The organism is Rudaeicoccus suwonensis, from assembly GCF_007829035.1.
Taxonomy (GTDB): Bacteria; Actinomycetota; Actinomycetes; order Actinomycetales; family Dermatophilaceae; genus Rudaeicoccus; species Rudaeicoccus suwonensis.
This window is the reverse complement of record NZ_VIVQ01000003.1, coordinates 202,687-216,536: the sequence shown is the minus strand read 5'-3', so window position 1 is coordinate 216,536 and position 13,850 is coordinate 202,687. Positions and strand designations below refer to the sequence as shown.

The following is a 13,850-nucleotide window of genomic DNA, read 5'->3' as shown; positions in this document are numbered from 1 at the left end:
TCGACATGGGCGTGCGGCAGCATGGTGGCCATGCCTGAACGCGATCAGACCCCCTCCGTACGTCCGCTGCTGAGCCCCCTCGGTGAGTGCGCGGTCGAGACCGAGCGTCATGTCGCGGCCGCCGGCTGGGATCAGGCACCGCGACTGTTCGCGATCGCCACGAATGCCGGTCTGCTCGAACGCGAGCCCGCGCTGGCGGCGCAACTGGGCGCGGCGGATCCTGCGGCATACAGCACGATCGAGCAGGACGGCGTGCCGCACACCTCCTCCATCGAGTCGTTGCTGCGGCAACTGGCCTGGCCGCCGGAGGTCGACGGCGTCGCACTTGCCTTGGAGCGCATCGTGGTGCCGCCGGAGGCCGAGCGTGACCTGCCGGATAACCCCACCGAGGCCGCCGAAGCGCTCGCCGCGCACCCCGACCGCTCGGACGTACGCCTGCTCGTGGCCGTCCTGCGCAGCGGTGAGTCCATCTGCCTGCTGCGGCAGCGAGCGCACGACAGTGACGACAAGGTCGCCATCGGCAACGACATCGCGCCCGGCCTCGTGCACGCGCTCAGCACGACGCTGCACGACTGACGCCGGCCGCTTGCACGAGAACGCAGGCGCAGGCGCAGCGGTCAGCAGCCGGGAAAGCCCGAGGTCTTGCCGGCCGCGATCTCCTTGACCACTGTCAGCGCGTCGCTGAACGAGTTGATCTCGATGACCGTCAGGCCGCTGGGGATGTGGCCCTTGGCCTCGGAGCAGTCGCTGTCGGGGGCCAGGAAGAACTTCGCGCCGGCTCCCTTGGCACCGAGCATCTTTTGCCGGATCCCGCCGATGGGGCCGACCGTGCCGTCCTCGGCCATCGTGCCCGTGCCGGCGATCTTGTTGCCGCCGGTCAGTGAGCCGGAGGTCAGCAGGTCGTAGATCCCGAGGGTGAACATCGTGCCCGCGGACGGGCCGCCCACGTCGCCGGCGTTGACGGTGATCTTGACCGGGAACGTGTATGACGGCACCACCTCGATGCCGAAGACCGCGTGCCCGCTGCCGTCGTTGGCGGTCGGCACCTGCAGCGTCATCCGCTTGCCGCTGCGAGTCACCACGACGGCGACCTTGCTGCCGGGCGTGACCGTGGACATGTACGACGAGATCGAGTCGAGAGTCGTCACCGGGTGACCGCCCAGACTGACCAGCACGTCGCCGGTCGTGAAGTAACCGGTCGCCGCGGCCTTCGGCTCGAGCCCGGCGACGGTGATCTTCTCCGGCACGGTGTAGCCCGCTGCGCGCAGCGCGACGACCTCGGCGGTCTCCTGGGAGTTGGTCATCTCGACGTTGCCCTGCTGCTGCACCTCCTGGGAGGTCACGCCGGTCTGGAACCACTCACTCTCGGGATCGATCTCGGCGTTCGAATCCAGTTTGGCCCGAAGCCATTCCATGACACTGACCGGATACTGCGGACCACCGGCCATGGAGACCGTCGTGAAGTCGAGGTTGCCGGTGGCGGGATACCGCTTGGCGCCGTCGATCTGGATCACGGGCTTGCCGTCGATCGTGCCGAGGGTGTTGGTGACCGGGCCGGGTCGCAGGATCGCCACCGGCACGTGGATGACGTTGAGCGCCACGATGGCGGCGATGATGACGACCGCCACGACAGCGGTGATGATGTTGCCGCGACCGAAGAGTCGCGCCTTTGCAGGCGCCTCGGGCGTCGTGGTCTCGGTGTCGGACGATGCCGGTGCGGGGTCTCCGCCTGGCTGGTTGCTCACATCCCTACCCATTCGTCTGATCCGTCGAGGAACACCTGGTGCTTCCAGATCGGTACGCGCGCCTTGAGGGTGTCAATCATCGCTGTGCACACCCTGAGGGCCTCTCCCCGGTGCGGCGCACTGACCGCCACGACCACCGCCAGGTCGCCGACAGTGAGCCGGCCGACGCGGTGCACGGCGGCGATGGCGGTGCACTCGTCGGTGATGACCTCCAGCGCCACTGCACGCAATTCCTCCAGCGCTGTCGGGTGGGCCGAATATTCAAGCAAGTCAACGGATTTCGCGTGATCTGTGCGCCGCACCTGTCCGACGAACAAGCCGACACCGCCGGCCGCGGGATCACTGACCGCCTGCCACACCTCGTCCACCGACAGCGGAGTCTCGCGCAGATCGATCAGGCGCACCCGGTCCTGAAGCGTGGTCATGGTCATCCTCTCCGTCCGCGGCGTCGCCGCATGATCGCCGCAGTCGCGCCCACCGCGAGCGCTGCGCTCGCGGCGCCGAGTGCGGCAGCACCCTCCTTGGCATCGATGCGCAGCACCGACGCGGCCGTGCGCTCGCGCACATCGTGCAAGAGCACCTGCAGGCACATCTCGTTGTCGTATGCCGGTTGCCATCCTGCCGCGTGCAATTCGTCGGCCGAGACCACCCACGGGTGCGCGATGTAGTCGAGGTCGGTGACCGGCGCCTTGAGCCGCCCGAAGCGCTGCAGCCTGCTGACCACCGTATGCGCCGTCGACACGCCCATCTGCACCGAGCTCATACCGGTCAACTGCTCGACCTTCGCCTGCCGCAACCACCCGGGGGCACCCACTGTCACGACGGGTCCCAGCCGGTGGTCGAGAATCCGGCATACAGCAGTCGCCAGATCCTCGACGTGCACGAACTGCCAGGCCGGATCGCTGTCACCCAGCCGCAACAGGCGAGGAGCGGCGAAGTGCCGGGTGAAGGTCGTGTCGACACCGTCACCGACGATCGCCGCAGGCCGCACCACGGTGATGTCGAGGGCCGGATACAGCGGTCGGGCGTCGGCGACCGCCTGCTCCACCGCCACCAGATCACCGATCAGGCCGGGGCCGATCTCCGCCTGCAACGGTGAATCCTTGGGCAGCGGAACGGGGTTCGTCGGTCGTGCGCCATACACCTGGGCGCCGGTGACGACGACCAGGCTGTGCACCCGGGTGGCGGCACAGGCCAGGACCAGGGTGCGCACCTCGCGCACCAGACGGTCGCGACGGGCATCCGCCGCCTCGGCGAGATCGTGATCGAGCATCGTGGGTGACACCACGTGCACGACATGGTGGATGCCGTCGAGTTGTTCGCCGAGGGTGGGGCTGGCCAGATGGTCGGTGATCGCGTGGACCGTGACCGTGCCCGCCCCCGAGATCGCACCTCGAGCGGTCAGCGCCCGCGAGATCGCCGCGGCAACCGGTCCGCCGGGCCGCGTGACGGCAACCTGCAGATGACGCTCTGAGCGATCACCGCGACCCACAGGAACTCACCCTCCCTTATTCGTGGTTATCTAAACGACGAGAGACACACCGGCGCGGACGACCACCTTGACGGCCGTCGTGCCACCGCACACTGCGGCAAGGAGAGATCGTATGTCGAACAACCCGCCCGAGTTGCCCGGTGACCAGCCGGAGCAACCCGACCTCGGTGAGCTGCTGCGCTCGATGATGGGCGGCGACGGCGATCCGTCGCAGTTGGCCGACGCGTTGCAGCAGATGGGCGTCGAAGGCGTCGATCCCTCGATGATGCAGATGCTGACCAGCCAGTTGCAGGCGATGATGGCCGACCCGGGCGACGGCGCCTTCAACGTCACCATGGCAACCGATATCGCGCGCAAGACTGTTGCTGCTGAAGGCGATTCGAGCGTCGGAGCCGCCACTCAGCGAGATGTCGAGCAAGTGGTGCAGGTGGCGAACCTGTGGCTCGACGAGGTCACCGACTTCCCCGCTGCCGGCCCGGCACGTGCGTGGAGCCGGGCCGAGTGGGTCGAGCACACAATGCCGTTGTGGCGCCAACTGGTCGAGCCGGTCGCGGCAGGTGTCGGCGGCGCGATCGAGGGTGCGATGCGCGAGCAACTGGCCCACCTCGACCCCGAGGACGCCGCACAGCTCGGCCTGCCGGCCGGCATCAACCCGGCCGCGCTCATGGGCCAGATGCAGCCGATGATGGCCAAGATGAGCTCGGGCATGTTCGCGCTGCAGGTGGGTCAAGCCGTGGGTGCGCTTGCTGGTGACCTGGTCAGCGGCACCGAGGTCGGTCTGCCGCTGGTCGAGGGCAACCCGGTGGTGATCCTGCCGGCCAATCTCGCCGAGTTCGCCGAAGGCCTGGGCGTCGACGGCGGCGAGGTCCACCTCTACCTGGCCGCCCGCGAGGCTGCACGAGTCCGGCTCTTCCACTCGGTGCCGTGGCTGGGACCCGCACTGATCGCCGCGGTGCAGTCGTATGCCGCTGACATCTCGATCGACACCGAGGGCATCGAACGCGCGATCTCCGAAGCCGACACCTCCGACCCGGCCGCGATGCAGAGCGCCCTGCAGGGGTCGATGTTCTCCCCCGAACCCTCGGAGGCTCAGCAGCGCGCTCTTGCCCACCTCGAGACTCTGCTGGCGCTCGTCGAGGGCTGGGTCGAGGTCGTCGCCAACAAGGCCACCGCCCCGCACCTGCCGCACACCGCGCAGTTGACCGAGGCGATCCGCCGCCGTCGTGCGTCCGGTGGCCCGGCCGAGCGTGTGTTCTCGTCCCTGGTCGGCCTCGAGCTCCGGCCACGGCGCCTGCGCGATGCCGCCAATCTGTTTGCCGCGCTTGATGATTCGCTCGGTTCGCAGGAGCGCGACCAGTCCTGGAAGCACCCCGACTTCGCTCCCGGTGCCGCTGATCTCGACGACCCGATGACGTATGTCGAGCGTCGTCGCGATCCTGCCCCCGTCGCCGCCGAACGCGACGAGGTCGACGCGGCACTCGATGCCCTCCTCGCGCAAGGGCAGGCGGAATTCGAGCGCGAGGCCGACGGTGCCGACGACTCCGATCGCACTGACAAACCCGACGACGGCTCCGGCGGCGACGGCCCGGCGGACGGCCGGTGACAACCGACCCCACCACTGGGTCAGCATCATGCGCCGCCGCACAGTCGGGTCCTGCGGCGCCCGGTGCCGCCGCAGATCGGTTGTGGCTCGATGCACGGCGGCTGCTGACCGCGGCGCCGGCATCACCGCAACGGAATGAATTCCTCGCTCACCTCGAGGCGTTTCCAGACGCGATGTGGCGGCACGGGCCGCCGGATCACTTCACCGCCAGCGCCGTCGTCTTCGACGCGAGCCGCACACAGGTCCTGCTCGTGCTGCACAAGAAGGCGCGGCTGTGGTTGCAACCGGGCGGACACTTCGAGGACGGCGACGGTTCGGTCGAGGCGGCGGCCCTGCGCGAGGCATCGGAAGAGTCCGGCATCAACGGGCTGAGCGTCATACCCGGCGCCTTGTTCTTGCACCATCACCCGCTGACCGCGGCATTCGGGCGATGCCGGTCGCACCTGGATCTGCGATTGGCGGCGACCGCACCCGCGGACGCGCCGATCGCGGTCTCGGACGAGTCGGACGATGTGCGGTGGTGGCCGGTCGAGCACCTGCCGAGCGACACCGACCCCGAGCTCGGCGACTGCATCGCGACACTGGCACGCGCGTGACCGGGCCGCACTGCGGTCAATCGGGGATGCTGCTTGCGACGCCGCCGTCGGTTGCATCGGTGTCCGCGTCGTCGGAGCCGCTCCCGTCGTCCGCGGGTGTCACCCCGCCGGCATAACCGACACCGTCGAGGAACCCGCGAGCGCGCTCGAGGTGCGGGTACGCCTCCAGCAGCGCCCAGAAGCTGCGGCCATGGTCGGGCTGCAGCAGGTGCGCCAGTTCGTGCAACAGCACGTAGTCGCGGACATAGGCCGGCATACCGATGAGCCGGTCCGACAGCCGGATCGTGCCGTTGACCGGGGTGCACGACCCCCACCGGGAGTTCTGGTTGCTCACCCACCGCACCGATGCCGGATGGGCGAGCCCACCGAGGTGGATCTTGGACAACTGCAGCGCATGAGCGTGCAACTCGTCGTCGGTGTGCGGGCTGCGATCACCTGCGGACTCGACCTTGCGGACCATCTCGGCAACCAGCCGGGACTCCTCCGCCCGGGTGATCCGCGCCGGGACCAGCACCACGATGCGATCGCCCTCGCGGTATGCCGAGACCGTGCGACGGCGACGCGCAGAGCGCCGCACTTCGACGTTGGGCGGCAGGTCCATGATCACTGAACCTAGGCCAAAGCACCGACATACGCGATGAACCTCATTCCGGTCCTGGGATTTCTGTGGATATTTTCTGCGGTCACTGCTGCGCCGGTGGCACTGTGACGGCTCGACCAAGCGACCGAGAGCGCGATCCGCGCCGAGCACTCCGGAGACGATCATGAGCGCACAGTCCGTTGCCGTCGACGAGCATCGATTCCCGACACAGATCCTGCCGATCAGCGCACGTCGCCGCGGCCCGGGCGAAGTGCTGCTCGAGCGCCAGGGCACACCGGGTCTGGTCGTGACCGGGCTGTCCGACGCCGAGGTGGGTGCGGTCGTGTCCCTGGGTCCTGGGGTCAGCGGCATCGACCGCCTCACAGCACGGCGGCACGAACCCTCCCGCCGCTGGACGGACGTCCTGACCGTCGTCAACGACGCCGCGGGTCGACTCACACCCCCGGCCCAGTCGCCCGGGTGGTTCGTCGTGGCGGGCAATGGCACGGTCGCGGATCAGATCAGCGCTGTGCTCAACCGGATTGGGCGGCAGACCACGAGCGATCCGGTGGGGGTCGCCGCGATCGAGCATGATCCGCCGGTCGTGCAGTTGCGCCCCGACCTGGTGGTGCTGCCGGCCGCGGAAGCCCTGCCACCACTGGCAGCACGGCGATGGCACCGCCACGGCATCAGCCAGTTGCCGGTGATCGTGAGCGGCGAGGGTTTGACGATCGGACCCCTGCTGCGGCCCGGATCAGGTCCGTGCGCGCAGTGCCTTGATCTGCACCGCGGCGACCACGATCCGGGGTGGGCACAGTGGCTGGCCGGCCGCGGGACTCTGGAACGATGGCAGGAGCCCGCGCACGCGGATCCCGAGGTGGCGGCGGTCGCGGCCGGCCTCGTCGGCCTCGTCGCTCGCGGGGTGCTCCGCGGCCGGCCGCTGCCGCTGGGCGTCAGTCTGTCCGTGGCCGCTCCCCAACCGCGGGTGCTCCATCATCTGTGGAGCCGCCACCCGGCCTGCTGTGGGTGAAATGCGCAGGGGTGACAATGGTTCAATGACCGATTTGCCACGCAAGACCGTCGTGCGCACTGCCCGCCTCGCGAGCCTTCCGCTCGGCGTCGGCGCACGCGCGGCGATCGGCCTGGGCAAACGCGTCGGTGGTCGCCCCGCCGAAGTAGTCGCAGCCGAGATGCAGGCGCAGACCGCAGCACAACTGTTCAAGGTGCTCGGCGGTCTCAAGGGCGGAGCGATGAAATTCGGCCAGTCGATGTCCATGTTCGAGGCGGCGCTGCCCGACGACGTCGCTGCGCCATACCGGGCGACGCTGACCAAGCTGCAGGATTCCGCACCTGCCATGCCGACGTCCTCCCTGCATGCTGCGCTGGCGGAGCAGTTGGGTGACCAATGGCGTTCGCGGTTCGTCGAATTCGAGGACAAACCGCGTGCCGCCGCCTCCATCGGTCAGGTGCACCACGCAGTGTGGAAGGACGGCCGCGAGGTTGCCGTCAAGGTGCAGTATCCCGGCGCTGCGCAGGCCCTCATGTCCGACCTCAACCAGCTCTCGCGGGTGCTGCGGCTGACGACGGGGTGGGTGCCGGGGCTCGACGTCGCCCCGATCCTCGCCGAATTGAAGGGCCGTATGGCGGAGGAAACCGACTACGGCCTCGAAGCCTCGATGCAGGAGCAGTTTTCCGCCGCATATGCCGACGACCCGCACTATCTGCTCCCTCAGGTGGTGACCGCGACCGACCGCGTCATCGTCAGCGACTGGATCGACGGCATCCCCCTGGCCGAGATCATCACGCACGGCACCCAGGAACAACGCGACCTCGCGGCCGCCCGCTATTTCGAGTTCCTGGTCGGCGGCCCCGATCGCGCCGGCCTGCTGCATGCGGATCCGCATCCGGGCAACTTCCGGCTGCTGGACGACGGCCGACTCGGTGTGCTGGATTTCGGCGCCGTGAATCGCCTCCCGGACGGTCTGCCGGTCGCGATGGGCGAGCTGATGACCGCCGCGCTGCGGGAGGACGCCGACACCGTGCTCGACGGACTGCGCGCGGAAGGCTTTGTCAAAGAATCAATCAAGGTCGACCCGGACGACCTGCTGGACTATCTGGGAATCTTCCTGGAACCGTTGCGGCACAACGAGTTCCGTTTCGACCGGCCCTGGCTGCGCAGCATCTTCAGCTACATCAACGATCCTCGTAACGACAACTTCGCAGTCGGATTGCGGCTCAACCTGCCGCCGCAGTACCTCCTGATCCACCGTGCCTGGCTGGGTGGCATCGCGGTGTTGAGCCAGATCGGCGGCACGGTGCCGGCCCGCGAAATCTTCACTCGGTGCGTGCCCGGCGCCGCCCTGCCGCCGCTGGAGTGAGGTGACTCGCGGCGCAAGCGCGAGGCTCTTTGGCCCACGACGATGCGGGCATGAAAAAGCCGGCCACGGCGAGCCGTGGCCGGCTTTATCTTGCGCGTCATGCCGCAACCGTCTCTTTGCGAGGACGACCACGCGGCCGCTTGCGCGGGATCACCACGCCCTGGAGGAACAACTCGCCTCCCCATACCCCCCACGGCTCTTCGCGATCCAGTGCACTGGCCAAGCAGGCCGCGCGCAGCGGACATGTTGCGCAGAGCGCCTTGGCGAACTCCACGTCCGCGGGTCGCTCCGCGAACCACAGCTCGGGGTCGTTCACCCGGCACGGCAGCGCCTCGTCCTGCCCCTCGACCTCCTGCGTGGCGTCGATCAATGCGGTCAGCATCATCGGTGTCACCTCTTTCTCCTCCCGACCCCTTGTGTGCGGTTCGTGTCTCGATGTCGACGCGGGATGTGCGCCGGCTTCGATCGTGCTGCTCGTGCTGTGCTGCATCAGCTCGGACTTTCCTTGTCTGGTGGATTCGGATCGGCCAGCGGCGACAAAAAGGCCGCGGACCCTTGTGTGGGTTCCGCGGCCGATGCGACCTTCAGTCTGAATACCTTTCAGACAGGTGGTCTATCGACAGCGGAACGGCACGCGCCGGCTTCGAAGACGGCGGACGGGTAGCCGAAGGAGTGGTTGAGGACCATCGCATCAGCGCCGCCGATGCCGCGCTCGCGCGCAACCGACTTGTCGCCCGTGGCAAAAGTGCGGCCGGCATCGATCGAGACACTGGTCCCCAGGAAGCGCACGCGGATGCCGGACAGGGTCGGCATCGTGATCTGGGCACACGGCATCGCGACGTGCACGCTGCACATCTGCGTCATCTTCGTCGTTCCCATGTCGCCAACCCTCCTTCGCATCATCGCGGTCCCCAGAACGCCACCTGAACGTCTGGGCTGAACGACCATCAGGCTACGGGGCGCGCGTGCACGTCGGCAACTGAATTAATGAATTTGTTTTCAGAGTGCATCGAAATCGACGAATACCATTGTGCGTGAACACTTTTGGACAACAGACATTCTCCCGGTCACGCCGCTGACGGTGGCCTCCGTGGCGCGTCGTGCAGCTCCCAGGAATATTCAAGGATCACTCACCCTCGGCGGTCTGCGCCACGCAGCGAGCAGCGGCATCCTCGGGGTCCGTCCCTGACAGGACTGCGAGGACCGACTCGGAATACCTGGCGAGCTTTTGTGCACCGACGCCGGACACGGTCGACAACTGCGCGGCGGTGGCCGGCACGGTCTCGGCGATCGCGATCAGCGTCGCGTCGGTGAAAACCACGAACGCCGGTACCTTCATGGCGGTGGCGACGGCGAGGCGCCACGCGCGCAGCGCCTCGAACTGCGACTGGTCGTAGGTCGACGGGCAGCTGTTGCACCGGCCGATCTTGAGCTCGGCGGCCGTGTCGAGGTCGGCGCCGCAGGTGCGGCATTTGCGGGGTTTGAGCGACTTCACCTGACGGCGACCACCGGTGCTGCGGCCACCCCCGGACTTCGGCGCACTGCGTGCTCCATCACCGAGAACGGCCGCCGCAGGGTCGAGGAAGCGTGACGGCCGACGTGATGCGCGACCGCCCGGGTTGCGTGCGGCTGCCCAGCTGAGGCCGAGATGCCGCCGAGCGCGGGTGAGCCCGACATACAGCAGGCGACGTTCTTCCTCGATCGCTGCCGGCCCCTCGGCCAGCGAGATCGGCAGGAGCCCGTCGGAACAGCCGATGAGGAAGACGGCATCCCACTCAAGCCCTTTGGCCGCATGCAGCGAGGCAAGGGTGACCCCGTCGACGGTAGGCGCGTGCTGCTCGGCAGCCCTGCGGTCGAGTTCGGCGACGAAGTCACGCACCCGCATACTCTCGTCGGCGGCACTCAGGTCGTCGGCGAGTTCGGCGAGCGCGTTGAGCGACTGCCACCGCTCGAGCACCGCACCGCCGGAGGGGCGCTGCACCGACCACCCCGCACTCGTGATGAGGTCGCGCACCATGCGACCCAGCGGCTCAGATCCGTCGTCACCCCTGGCGCCACCGCGCAGGTAGACCAGTGCCTGCCGGACCTCCTTCCGCTGAAAGAATCGCTCGCCGCCACGCACGAGATAGGGCACGTCGGCGGCCGCGAGCGCCTGCTCGAGCGCCTCCGATTGTGCGTTCACGCGATAGAGAATCGCGATCTCACTGGCCGAATATCCTTGGCTGAGAAGCTTTTTGATTTCTCCGACGACGTATGCCGCTTCGGCGTCGTCATCGGACAGGGCGGTCAGCGTGGGCTCTGCTCCGGACGCCGACTGCGCCTGCAACTGCACGCTGTCGGCCCGGCGCGGCCCGGCTGACAGGACGAGATTGGCCAACCCGACGATCTGCGGCGTCGAGCGGTAGTTGCGAACCAATCGCACCGTGCGCGTGCCCGCACGACGACGCGCGAAGCCGGTGAGGTGCTCCGGCGAGGCGCCGGTGAACGAATAGATGGTCTGGGCCGGGTCGCCGACGACACACAAGTCGGGACGCTCCCCCACCCACAGGTCGAGCAGCGTCTGCTGCAGGGTGTTGACGTCCTGGTATTCGTCGACGACGAAGTGTCGGTACTGCTGGCGCACCGTGGTGGCGATGTCGGGGTGGTCGACCATGACGCCGGCCATCAGCAGGAGCACGTCCTCGAAGTCGATCACGCCGCGCTCGGCCTTGACTTCTTCGTAGGTCTCCCACAACCGCGCCATCGCGGTGACGTCGAGCTCGGCCGGGGACCGCCCGGCCCGCGTCGCGGCCGCGCGGTAGGTCTCCGGAGTGAGCATCGAAACCTTCGCCCATTCGATCTCGGCGGCCAGGTCACGGATCACGACGCGGTCCAGTTGCAGGCGCAGCCGTGCGCCGGCTTCGCCAACGACCGGTGCCTTCTGTTTGAGGATCTCCGGGGTCGGGCCGCCGATCGCCTTGGGCCAGAAATACTGCAACTGCCGCAACGAGGCCGCATGGAAGGTGCGGGCCTGCACCGCCGGCAGCCCCAGGCCGCGCAATCGAGTGCGCATCTCCCCGGCGGCTCGCGCCGTGAACGTCACGGCCAGCACCCGGTCGGGCCGGTAGGCGCCGGAGTGCACGCCATACGCGATGCGATGGGTGATCGCGCGCGTCTTGCCGGTGCCGGCACCGGCAAGCACACACATCGGGCCGAGCGGATTGCTGGCGACCTCGCGTTGCTCGGGGTCGAGTCCGGCGAGGATCTCGTCTGCGTCGACCATCAGGACCGGCGCAGGAATGCAGCTTCGGCGGGCTGCTCGATGGGCCCGCCATACCAGTGCTCGATCAGATGACGCGCGATCGACAGCCGCGGCGACAACAGCACGTCGCCCTCGGCGACACAGGTCGCCAGCTCCTCACGGCTGAACCAGCGGGCGCGAGCGATCTCGCCCGGGTCGATCGTCAATTCCGTCTCCGTCGCGTGGCAGGTGTAACCGATCATCAACGAGGACGGGAAGGGCCAGGGCTGATTGTCCAGAAACCGTGCATCGGTGATGGGCACGCCGACCTCCTCCATGACCTCGCGGGCGACCGCGGCCTCGAGCGATTCGCCAGGCTCAACGAAACCAGCGAGCACCGACATACCCTTGCCCGCGAAGTTGTGGCCGCGTGCCAGCAGGATGCGGTCGTCGTCGTCGATGACGGACATGATGACGGCGGGGTCGGTGCGTGGGTAGTGATCCTTGCCGCACCCGTTGCAATGCCGAGCCCAGCCGGCCTCGGTGATCACGGTGCGGTGACCACAGAAACTGCAAAAGCCTTGTGTTGCATGCCAGTTCGCGATTCCTGCCGCGGTGACCAGGATGCTGACATCGTCGGCGTGCAGCTGCGCGCCGAGTTGACGCAGCCCCACGACCTGGTCGTCGTCGGCGTCGGCGCGGTCGCGGATCACGCACACAAGGTCGGCGCCGTCGATCTCGCCGAGGAAGACCACGAGGCCGTCCTCGTCCGCCGGGCGCGGCTCGCGAAGGGGCAGCCGTGTCGCGGCGGCGCCAGTGAGGCGGACGCGCTCGCCATACATCTCGAGGACTCTGGTGGTCGGTGACGAGATCAGCGAAGCCACCAACTGCGGATCGTGCCGCCGGTTGCCCGCCCTGTCGAGGCTGGTGCGGGAAAGGATCAGATCAAAACCAGTTTGCGATGTTGCGGGCACGGCAACCAGGTTATGCGGTCGGTTCGGCATACCGTTGTGGCCGTGCTCCGCCGTCCCCTGACCCTTGCCGCACTCGCCAACTCAGCCGTGCACCGCCTGCGCCCCACCAGCGTGCAGGGCACCGCAACCGGCCCGGATGACCGCTTCCAGATCGCCTTCCTCACCGACGGCGACGGGAGCGAGTGGGTGGTGCGCGTCGGCCTGACCACGGCAGCGGGCGCCCAGATGGAGGCCTCGCGGGCTTTGCTGAAGCTGCTGGCCAAGCGCCTGCCGTATGCCGTGCCGCACATCGAGGGCACCACGGTCACCGCCGATGGCGACACCGTCGCGGTGATGCCCCGCCTTCCCGGCACTGCGCTCGTATGGCGCGAACTCGAGCCCGGAAGCGCTCTCGCGCGCAGCATCGGCCAGGCCGTTGCGACCCTGCACGACATCGATCCGCGGGTCGTCGAGGAGGCTGGGCTGCCCACGTACGACGCGGACGCCTACCGCGCACGGCGCCTCGCGACCCTCGATCGTGCGGCGGCGACCGGGCTGGTGCCGACCGGCCTGCTGGCGCGCTGGGAGCGCGCGCTGGAGGAGGTCACTTTGTGGAAGTTCGCGACCTGCACCGTGCACGGGCCGCTGCAGGGCTCGCAGGTGCTGATCGACGACGCATCCGCGATCACCGCGATCACCGGGTGGGAAGCCGCCGGTGTCTCCGACCCTGCCGAGGACTTCGCGGTCCTCTCGGTGCTGGCCGATCCGGCGGCCTTCGACACCGTCCTCGAGTCGTATGCCGCAGCCCGGCGCGACTCCCCCGACATCCATCTCGAACGACGGGTGCGACTGGCTGCGGAACTGCAGCGAGTCAATGCGCTGATGAATGCCGTCGCCGCGGACGACAAAGAGCGTGTGCAGCGTCGCACAGCCGCGCTGCGCCGACTGGATGCGGCCACTCAGGACGACCATTCGCTGATGCCGCCCACACCGGGTCGTCGTCGTCCCGCTGCGGTCGAGGACGACAGCGCCGGTCAGGTCGACCCGCGAGACATCAAGGTGGTGGAGCTGTCGGAGTCGAATGAGGACGACGAGACGGTCGAGATCCCGATCAGCCGTCCGGCGCCGCGACCGCAGTCGTCCAAGGGCGCTGCGGCTTCGGCGGGCACTGCGAATGCGACGAACGGCGTGCCCCCCGCTGGCGACGAGTCCGACACGTTGCCTGAGTCGTCGACCTACCCGATCGACGACGACAGCACGACCTGAGCTCTGGCGCTGCTGAG

At 68.3% G+C, this 13,850-nt stretch carries 14 protein-coding genes; 6 read left to right on the top strand and 8 right to left on the bottom strand.

All coding sequences use genetic code 11. From position 1 onward, the window contains the following. Nucleotides 1-30: 30 nt before the first annotated feature. Nucleotides 31-576: a PPA1309 family protein gene (locus BKA23_RS15275; RefSeq protein ID WP_145230031.1), complete on the top strand. Its 546-nt coding sequence runs from the start codon at nt 31-33 to the stop codon at nt 574-576. A gap of 41 nt (nt 577-617) precedes the next feature. On the opposite strand, the gene BKA23_RS15270 is transcribed toward BKA23_RS15275, so the two are convergent. The 3 genes from BKA23_RS15270 to BKA23_RS15260 are packed head-to-tail and all read right to left on the bottom strand — an operon-like array spanning nt 618 to nt 3,237. Further along, nucleotides 618-1,745, bottom strand: a complete 1,128-nt coding sequence (locus BKA23_RS15270) for a YlbL family protein (RefSeq protein ID WP_145230029.1) — start codon at nt 1,743-1,745, stop codon at nt 618-620. After that, a complete protein-coding gene (locus BKA23_RS15265; protein WP_342783624.1) occupies nt 1,742-2,170 on the bottom strand; it encodes a molybdenum cofactor biosynthesis protein MoaE in 429 nt (142 codons plus the stop codon). The genes BKA23_RS15270 and BKA23_RS15265 overlap by 4 nt, the downstream gene beginning before the upstream one ends. A 2-nt stretch (nt 2,171-2,172) precedes the next feature. Next, nucleotides 2,173-3,237, bottom strand: a complete 1,065-nt coding sequence (locus tag BKA23_RS15260; RefSeq protein ID WP_145230025.1) for an NAD-dependent epimerase/dehydratase family protein — start codon at nt 3,235-3,237, stop codon at nt 2,173-2,175. 112 nt (nt 3,238-3,349) lie between these two features. On the opposite strand from BKA23_RS15260, the gene BKA23_RS15255 reads away from it, so the two are divergent. Both BKA23_RS15255 and BKA23_RS15250 read left to right on the top strand, forming a co-directional pair. Beyond that, complete coding sequence (locus BKA23_RS15255) at nt 3,350-4,840, top strand: zinc-dependent metalloprotease (protein WP_145230024.1); 1,491 nt, start codon at nt 3,350-3,352, stop codon at nt 4,838-4,840. Continuing rightward, nucleotides 4,837-5,436, top strand: coding sequence for an NUDIX hydrolase (locus BKA23_RS15250; RefSeq protein WP_145230022.1), 600 nt, complete (start codon nt 4,837-4,839; stop codon nt 5,434-5,436). The genes BKA23_RS15255 and BKA23_RS15250 overlap by 4 nt, the downstream gene beginning before the upstream one ends. A 16-nt stretch (nt 5,437-5,452) precedes the next feature. Here the strand turns inward: BKA23_RS15250 and BKA23_RS15245 are convergent, their stop codons facing one another. Beyond that, nucleotides 5,453-6,037, bottom strand: a complete 585-nt coding sequence (locus BKA23_RS15245) for a M48 metallopeptidase family protein (RefSeq protein ID WP_145230020.1) — start codon at nt 6,035-6,037, stop codon at nt 5,453-5,455. 163 nt (nt 6,038-6,200) lie between these two features. Here BKA23_RS15245 and BKA23_RS15240 point away from each other — a divergent pair, with 163 nt between their 5' ends. Both BKA23_RS15240 and BKA23_RS15235 read left to right on the top strand, forming a co-directional pair. Further along, the gene (locus BKA23_RS15240; protein ID WP_145230018.1) at nt 6,201-7,046 is read left to right on the top strand and encodes a hypothetical protein; all 846 of its coding nucleotides are present in this window, start codon (nt 6,201-6,203) and stop codon (nt 7,044-7,046) included. A gap of 25 nt (nt 7,047-7,071) precedes the next feature. Next, the gene (locus BKA23_RS15235; RefSeq protein WP_145230016.1) at nt 7,072-8,394 is read left to right on the top strand and encodes an ABC1 kinase family protein; all 1,323 of its coding nucleotides are present in this window, start codon (nt 7,072-7,074) and stop codon (nt 8,392-8,394) included. A gap of 97 nt (nt 8,395-8,491) precedes the next feature. Here the strand turns inward: BKA23_RS15235 and BKA23_RS15230 are convergent, their stop codons facing one another. From BKA23_RS15230 to nudC, 4 genes are all read right to left on the bottom strand, one after another. Then, entirely contained in the window at nt 8,492-8,779 is a 288-nt protein-coding gene (locus BKA23_RS15230) for a WhiB family transcriptional regulator (protein ID WP_145230209.1), read from the bottom strand. 215 nt (nt 8,780-8,994) lie between these two features. Continuing rightward, nucleotides 8,995-9,273, bottom strand: coding sequence for a hypothetical protein (locus tag BKA23_RS15225; RefSeq protein ID WP_145230014.1), 279 nt, complete (start codon nt 9,271-9,273; stop codon nt 8,995-8,997). Between the two features lie 247 nt (nt 9,274-9,520). Beyond that, complete coding sequence (locus BKA23_RS15220; RefSeq protein WP_145230012.1) at nt 9,521-11,656, bottom strand: ATP-dependent DNA helicase UvrD2; 2,136 nt, start codon at nt 11,654-11,656, stop codon at nt 9,521-9,523. Then, nucleotides 11,656-12,588 carry an NAD(+) diphosphatase gene (nudC, locus tag BKA23_RS15215; RefSeq protein WP_246104686.1) on the bottom strand — a complete coding sequence of 311 codons (933 nt, stop codon included), beginning with the start codon at nt 12,586-12,588 and terminating at the stop codon, nt 11,656-11,658. The genes BKA23_RS15220 and nudC overlap by 1 nt, the downstream gene beginning before the upstream one ends. Before the next feature lie 42 nt (nt 12,589-12,630). Between nudC and BKA23_RS15210 the strand changes: the two genes are divergently transcribed. Then, complete coding sequence (locus BKA23_RS15210; protein WP_170226604.1) at nt 12,631-13,833, top strand: phosphotransferase; 1,203 nt, start codon at nt 12,631-12,633, stop codon at nt 13,831-13,833. Nucleotides 13,834-13,850: the final 17 nt, after the last annotated feature.

Excerpts from the sequence above, each read along its gene's own strand:
- BKA23_RS15275 (WP_145230031.1), top strand. The coding sequence starts at position 31 with ATGCCTGAACGCGATCAGACCCCCTCCGTACGTCCGCTGCTGAGCCCC.
- BKA23_RS15265 (WP_342783624.1), bottom strand. The coding sequence starts at position 2,170 with ATGACCACGCTTCAGGACCGGGTGCGCCTGATCGATCTGCGCGAGACT.
- BKA23_RS15255 (WP_145230024.1), top strand. The coding sequence starts at position 3,350 with ATGTCGAACAACCCGCCCGAGTTGCCCGGTGACCAGCCGGAGCAACCC.
- BKA23_RS15245 (WP_145230020.1), bottom strand. The coding sequence starts at position 6,037 with ATGGACCTGCCGCCCAACGTCGAAGTGCGGCGCTCTGCGCGTCGCCGT.
- BKA23_RS15240 (WP_145230018.1), top strand. The coding sequence starts at position 6,201 with ATGAGCGCACAGTCCGTTGCCGTCGACGAGCATCGATTCCCGACACAG.
- BKA23_RS15235 (WP_145230016.1), top strand. The coding sequence starts at position 7,072 with ATGACCGATTTGCCACGCAAGACCGTCGTGCGCACTGCCCGCCTCGCG.
- BKA23_RS15230 (WP_145230209.1), bottom strand. The coding sequence starts at position 8,779 with ATGATGCTGACCGCATTGATCGACGCCACGCAGGAGGTCGAGGGGCAG.
- BKA23_RS15225 (WP_145230014.1), bottom strand. The coding sequence starts at position 9,273 with ATGGGAACGACGAAGATGACGCAGATGTGCAGCGTGCACGTCGCGATG.
- BKA23_RS15220 (WP_145230012.1), bottom strand. The coding sequence starts at position 11,656 with ATGGTCGACGCAGACGAGATCCTCGCCGGACTCGACCCCGAGCAACGC.